This is a genomic window from Escherichia sp. E2586 (assembly GCF_005781105.1).
GTDB lineage: Bacteria > Pseudomonadota > Gammaproteobacteria > Enterobacterales > Enterobacteriaceae > Escherichia.
Map to the genome: position 1 here is coordinate 1 of NZ_VATN01000032.1, position 4,806 is coordinate 4,806.

5 protein-coding genes are annotated in these 4,806 nt (G+C 46.3%); 4 read left to right on the forward strand and 1 reads right to left on the reverse strand.

The features are described from left to right. On the forward strand, positions 1-289 hold a 289-nt coding region (locus FEK50_RS22350), incomplete at its 5' end, for a zinc ribbon domain-containing protein (RefSeq protein ID WP_131162600.1). A gap of 184 nt (positions 290-473) precedes the next feature. After that, positions 474-1,043, forward strand: a complete 570-nt coding sequence (locus FEK50_RS22355; RefSeq protein WP_130210861.1) for a flavin reductase family protein — start codon at positions 474-476, stop codon at positions 1,041-1,043. 3 nt (positions 1,044-1,046) lie between these two features. Here the strand turns inward: FEK50_RS22355 and pptA are convergent, their stop codons facing one another. Beyond that, a complete protein-coding gene (gene pptA / locus FEK50_RS22360; RefSeq protein WP_130210863.1) occupies positions 1,047-1,274 on the reverse strand; it encodes a tautomerase PptA in 228 nt (75 codons plus the stop codon). Between the two features lie 305 nt (positions 1,275-1,579). Between pptA and FEK50_RS22365 the strand changes: the two genes are divergently transcribed. Continuing rightward, positions 1,580-3,556, forward strand: coding sequence for an alkyl sulfatase dimerization domain-containing protein (locus FEK50_RS22365; RefSeq protein ID WP_131162599.1), 1,977 nt, complete (start codon positions 1,580-1,582; stop codon positions 3,554-3,556). Positions 3,557-3,658: 102 nt separating this feature from the next. Then, positions 3,659-4,708, forward strand: coding sequence for a GGDEF domain-containing protein (locus FEK50_RS22370; protein ID WP_131162601.1), 1,050 nt, complete (start codon positions 3,659-3,661; stop codon positions 4,706-4,708). Positions 4,709-4,806 lie beyond the last annotated feature (98 nt).

Consider the following 4,806-nt stretch of genomic DNA (forward strand, 5'->3'; position numbering starts at 1 on the left):
GCGCCGCCAGCTTGAGTACAAGCAGCTCTGGCGTGGCGGTCAGGTGCTTGCTGTTCCGCCAGCGTACACAAGCCAGCGTTGCGCGTGTTGTGGTCATGCAGCGAAAGAGAACCGCCTGTCACAAAGTAAATTCAGATGCCAGGTATGTGGATATACTGCGAACGCCGATGTAAACGGCGCTCGTAACATTTTAGCGGCGGGACACGCCGTTCTTGCCTGTGGAGGGATGGTGCAGTCAGGCCGCCCGTTGAAGCCGGAACCCACCGAAATGATTCAGGCGACAGCCTGAACGTAGCAGGGATCCTCGTCATTCAGGGCGTGGAGGATGTCAAAACCTGGAATAGACGCCGCACAGGCTATTTTGTGCGATCGCGGACATGCATCACGTTCGCAAATCGCCGATCCCGTTAATTTCGTTGCTTATTGCGTTACGAGCTACGCTTTTAAAACAACCTTCTTAGCGAGGCGATACCGTGAGCCGATTCATCCCCGTAGAATTACACCATGCCAGCCGTCTGTTAAATCATGGCCCTACTGTCCTGATCACCAGTTTAGATGAGCAATCCCAGCGGCGTAACATTATGGCGGCAGCCTGGTCAATGCCGGTGGAGTTTGAACCTCCACGCGTGGCGATTGTGGTAGATAAATCGACATGGACGAGGGAGTTGATTGAGCGTAACGGTAAATTTGGCATCGTTATCCCAGGCGTTGCAGCGACTAACTGGACGTGGGCAGTGGGAAGTGTATCTGGGCGTGAAGAAGATAAATTTAATTGCTATGGCATTCCGGTGGTGAAAGGTCCGGTGCTTGGTTTGCCACTTGTTGAAGAAAAATGTCTGGCGTGGATGGAGTGCCGATTGCTACCAGCGACTTCCGCGCAAGAGAAATACGACACGCTGTTTGGCGAAGTGGTATCAGCAGCGGCAGACGCACAGGTATTTGTCGAAGGCCGCTGGCAGTTTGATGATGATAAGCTCAATACGTTGCATCATTTAGGTGCTGGCACGTTTGTTACCAGCGGCAAGCGTGTTACGGCTGGTTAAGCATTACATGCTGTAACCAGGTTTCTTTATCAAGGCATCCATTTGGGGCGCGATTTCGGCGTCCCAGATAGCTTGCCATGATTCTGGTTGAATCTGCTGTAGCGCAATGCTTATCGAACTGTCTTTACTGTTCAGATGACGAATAATAACGTCGGTAATATCTGCAGCAAGCGCTGCTTTTTGTTGTTCGTCCAGTTCACGCGGAAAACATTTAATGTCTATGTGCGGCATGATTGTGCTCCTTTTGAAAGATGTCAGTAAAATTAACACACGTTGTGAATGTCGTGTGTCCGGTAATGCGTTTTTACGGCAGTAATGCCTACTTGAAATTGTACATATTTGTACTACACCCTTTTAAATAAAGCGCCAACGAAAACGTTAACTTGCAGAATATATTCTTCGCCAACATGCCATTAAGAAAACACCAAGTTCCCGGCTTGCCAATTTGTTAACGCCCATTATAGTTATTCTTGCCCTCACTAAAAATTTTCATCCGTAATTACCCTCAATAAAAATCCATTCTGGAGACACTTAAGATGCAGCTTAATCATATTGTTAAAAGTCTGCTAATAACGGGATTATTCACCACCAGTTCCTTACCTCTCCTCGCGGCGGAAGCCCCTAAAAACGCCACCGCAGCCACGCAGCAAGCAAACAATTTACTCTATAACCAGTTGCCGTTTTCCGATAACACTGACTTTACTGATGCCCATAAAGGTTTTATTGCCCCTATTCCTCAGGACGTGATTAAGGGCGAACAAGGAAATGTTATCTGGGATCCACAACAATACGCTTTTATCAAAGAAGGCGATAAAGCCCCTGATACGGTGAATCCAAGTTTATGGCGTCAGGCGCAACTGATAAATATCAGCGGATTATTTGAAGTGACTGAAGGTGTCTATCAGATTCGTAACCTCGATCTATCAAATATGACCATCATTGAAGGCAAAGAGGGTATTACCGTCGTTGATCCACTTGTTTCAGCAGAAACAGCCAAAGTTGGGATGGATCTCTATTACAAAAATCGCGGCCAGAAACCGGTAGTGGCGGTTATCTACACACACAGTCATGTCGATCACTACGGTGGTGTTCGCGGCGTAATTGATGAAGCTGACGTTAAATCAGGCAAAGTTAAAATCTATGCGCCAGCCGGATTTTTGGAGGAGGCCGTTTCCGAAAATATTATGGCTGGCAATGTGATGAGCCGACGAGCCAGTTATATGTATGGCAACTTATTGAAACCTGATGTTAAAGGCCAGGTCGGCGCGGGACTGGGAACAACCACTTCAGCAGGAACGGTCACGTTGATTGCTCCTACTAACTACATCACCAAAACCGGGCAAAAAGAAACTATTGACGGGTTGACCTATGATTTTCTGATGGCGCCAGGTTCCGAAGCGCCTTCTGAAATGCTGTGGTTTATTGAAGAAAAGAAACTGATCGAAACAGCAGAAGATGTCACGCACACCCTTCATAACACCTATTCGCTGCGCGGGGCTAAAATTCGCCAACCGCTGCCGTGGTCAAAATATATTAACGAAGCGCTCAATTTATGGGGTGATAAAGCCGAGATTATTCTCGCTCAACATCACTGGCCAACCTGGGGCAATGATAACGTGGTCAAACTGCTTAAAAGCCAGCGTGATTTGTATCGCTACATCAATGATCAAACTCTGCGTATGGCAAATCAGGGGATGACCCGTGATGAAATTGCCGCAAACTTTAAACTGCCCTCTTCACTGGCTAACACCTGGGCGAATCGCGGTTATTATGGTTCGGTAAGTCATGACGTAAAAGCAACTTACGTGCTTTATCTCGGCTGGTTTGATGGTAACCCCGCAACGCTTGATGAACTGCCGCCAGAAGAAGGCGCAAAGAAATTTGTCGAATATATGGGCGGTGCTGATGCCATTTTACAAAAAGCCAAACAGGATTATGACCAGGGTAATTTCCGCTGGGTTGCTCAGGTTGTCAGTAAGGTGGTGTTTACGGATCCAAACAACCAGGCAGCGAGAAATCTGGAAGCTGATGCGCTTGAGCAGTTAGGCTATCAGGCTGAATCTGGGCCGTGGCGTAATTTCTATCTCACTGGCGCACAGGAATTGCGTAACGGCGTACAAAAATTACCAACACCAAATACTGCCAGCCCTGACACCGTGCGTGCAATGACGCCAGAGATGTTCTTTGATTATCTTGCCGTCCATATTAATGGTGAGAAAGCGGCAGATGCCAAAGCCGTGTTGAATTTCGATTTTGGTGAAGATGGCGGCACCTATAAAGTGGAGCTTGAAAATGGTGTTCTCAATCATACCGCTGGTGTAGAGGCTTCGAATGCTGATGCCACTATCACTCTGTCTCGTGATGTATTGAACAAAATAGTACTGAAAGAAGAGACGCTGAAAGAAGCCACGGACAAAGGAGATGTCAAAATTACCGGCAATGCGGAAAAACTCAACGAGCTGTTAGGTTATATGGATAATTTTGAGTTTTGGTTCAATATAGTGACACCATAAATTCAGTATAAATCGGGCAGGTTTCCTGCCCTTTTCTGGTTATAAGAAATGGTTTCTGATAAAAGAAAAAACGCTCATTGTTCGTGGAAAAATCGCCAGGATATGGTTATTCGCGGAATGTCGATTAGCCTGCCGTGGTTTGCCTTGATTAACATCTGTTTTTCATCGATGATTTTGCTGCGTGGTATTTTGTTTAATGATGACATGACTTCAGGGCTTAATGAGAAAAACCTTGTACATACTATTGATATATCATCTTTCGGCATTCTGCTGATTAGTGGCCTTTTATTGCTCATCTCCAGAAAAAAAGTGCTGTATATTCAGCAACTATTGGTCATTCTAAGCCTGTTATGGTCATGGTGTTGCTTTTATTTCATTGCACACTGGACGTTACCTTTTGCTTACCCTCTGTGTGTATTATTAATGCTTAGTGCCGTTGTTGCGCTGTATTTTCACACGCCATCATTACTCGCATTTATCACTCCATTATGGTTTAGCATCCCGTTAGCCAGTCTTGTTCTCAATCAGCATGTGAATGTTCATTTCGCTGTCATCTGGGGCCTTTTTTCACTGGCGCTATATGGTGGGCGACTCATTTTGTTACGTTGGTTTGAAGAAGCATGGCAACAAAACAAGTACAACAACCAGTTAATTAATCGCCTTGATGCATTAGCACATCGCGATCCTTTAACGGGAGTGGCAAACCGGCGGGCGCTGGATAGTATTTTACGCGATGCCGTAGAACAAGAGACGTCATTTTCCCTAATTATGCTGGATGTTGATTTTTTTAAACGCTACAACGACACCTACGGGCACCCAGCGGGCGATAAATGTTTGATACAAGTTGCCGACACCCTGCAACGAGCAATACGCCAGCCTGAAGATATAGTCGCTCGTTATGGTGGCGAAGAGTTTGCCATCCTACTTTTTAATGCAACATTGCCGGAAGCTGAGGCGGTAGCAGCCAGAGTGAAGCAAGAACTTAAACTGGCAGCTATCCCGCATCAGGCATCTGCTGTTAGTGCATTTGTTACGGTTAGTCAGGGGATTGCCTGTTCTGCTCCCGCAAAAACGGCTGAACAAATTATTTCGGATGCCGACAGCGCTTTATACCGGGCGAAAGAAAGTGGGCGAAATCGATGGGCTTTATAAGCATTAGTGGACTGGCCAGATTACGTCTCTCCGCTCTCAACAAGTGCTGACGGGTGGTAATATTTGTCTAGAGCTATTGATCTCCTCCCTGAAAACAG